Consider the following 1,478-nt stretch of genomic DNA (forward strand, 5'->3'; position numbering starts at 1 on the left):
CGCCCAGACCGCGAGCAGCTCGACCGCGGCCCGCCCGGTCAGCGGCGGAACAGGGAGCCGCACGACGCCCTCCAGCCCGGACAGCGCCCGCCGGCCGGTCACCACGGTGAGGACCCGGCCCGCCGCCGGCAGCATCAGCCGCACCGCGGCCTCGGCGCCCGCTCCGTCCAGCACGAGCACACCGCCGTCCGGGACCGGGCGGGACGGCGGCCCGTGCCCACCGGCCGCGAGGTCGACCAGCACCGGCGGGGCGGGCAGCAGGTCGTGGACCGCCGCCACCGCCCGCAGGGCCAGGAAGGTCTTGCCGCTCCCGGGCGGCCCGTGCAGGCACAGCACCGGCGGCGGGCCGTCGCCCCGTCGAGCCCCGGCCGCCGCGTCGCGCAACCGCCGCAGCTCCGACTCCCGTCCGACCAGGGGCTCGGCGCGACCGACGCTCTCCAGCAGCGCGGCCTCGGGCGGGGTGAGGCCGAGCCCGCGGGCCAGCGCGGCCAGCGTCGCCGCGCGCGGCCGCTCCGTGACGCCCCGTTCCAGATCGCCGATCGCCCGCTCGCTGACCCCGGCCACCGAGGCCAGCCCGGCGATCGGCAGCAGCCGCTCCTCCCGCAGGCGCCGGAGCAGTGCGCCCGTTCCGGCGGCCGGCCCCGCCACGTCCCGCACCGTCATCCCGCCGCGCCCCGCATGCTCCCCGCCCCGCCGCCGCCCGGCCGTCCACCGCCGGACCGGCCGGCCGGACCGGTCCACCGGGTCGTCAGAATAGTCCCCGACGAGGGACGTTGCGCCCTCGGAGCGGGGGCACCACGACGGGCGGGGAGCGATGGGCGACACGACGGCACTCGGACGCGAGTTGCGGAGGCTGCGCACGGCGCGCGGACTGTCACTGGAGGGCCTGGCCGAGGCGTCCGGCGTCAGCGCGCGCGGCATCGCCGATCTGGAGCTCGGCCGTACCGCCCGGCCGCGGCTCGGCACCCTGGCCACGCTCAGCCGCGGCCTCGACCTCGACGAGGCCGAACACGCCGCGTTCCTCGCCGCCGCCCGGCCGGGGAACGACGCCCCGACGCCGGGGACGGCCCCGACGTCGGGGGCCGCCGCCGAACGGGGCGAGGAAGCCGACGGACCCGGCGGCCCCGGTCCCGCCGGGCTCTGCGCCCTGCCCCGCGCCGCCACCGAGTTCGTCGGCCGGTCCGAGGTGCTGTCCTGGCTGCACGACACCGCCACACCTACCGCGGCGCCCTCCGCCGCCGAGGCCCTCAGTGCGATCTCCGGCGGTCCCGGCAGCGGCAAGACCACCGTGGCCGTGCACTTCGCCCGGCAGATCGGCCCCGCCTGCCCGGACGGCCGGTTCTTCCTCGACCTGCGCGGCGTCGACCCGGACCCGCTGTCCACCCGGGACGCCGCCACCGTCCTGCTCCAGGCCCTCGGGCTGCCGCCGCGCGACCTCGCCCGGACGCCGCCCGCCGAGCGGCCGGCCCGGCTGCGCG

General features: G+C 80.2%; 2 protein-coding genes. One reads left to right on the forward strand and one right to left on the reverse strand.

Annotated elements, in window-relative coordinates; translation table 11 throughout:
• Positions 1 to 663: ATP-binding protein (locus tag BI06_RS48815; protein ID WP_043475490.1), on the reverse strand; the 663-nt coding region annotated here is incomplete at its 3' end.
• Positions 664 to 814: 151 nt separating this feature from the next.
• Between BI06_RS48815 and BI06_RS51705 the strand changes: the two genes are divergently transcribed.
• A partial coding sequence (locus tag BI06_RS51705; RefSeq protein ID WP_043476179.1) for a helix-turn-helix domain-containing protein occupies positions 815 to 1,478 on the forward strand: 664 nt, incomplete at its 3' end.

This window comes from Kitasatospora sp. MBT66, from assembly GCF_000710405.2.
Taxonomy (GTDB): Bacteria; Actinomycetota; Actinomycetes; order Streptomycetales; family Streptomycetaceae; genus Kitasatospora; species Kitasatospora purpeofusca.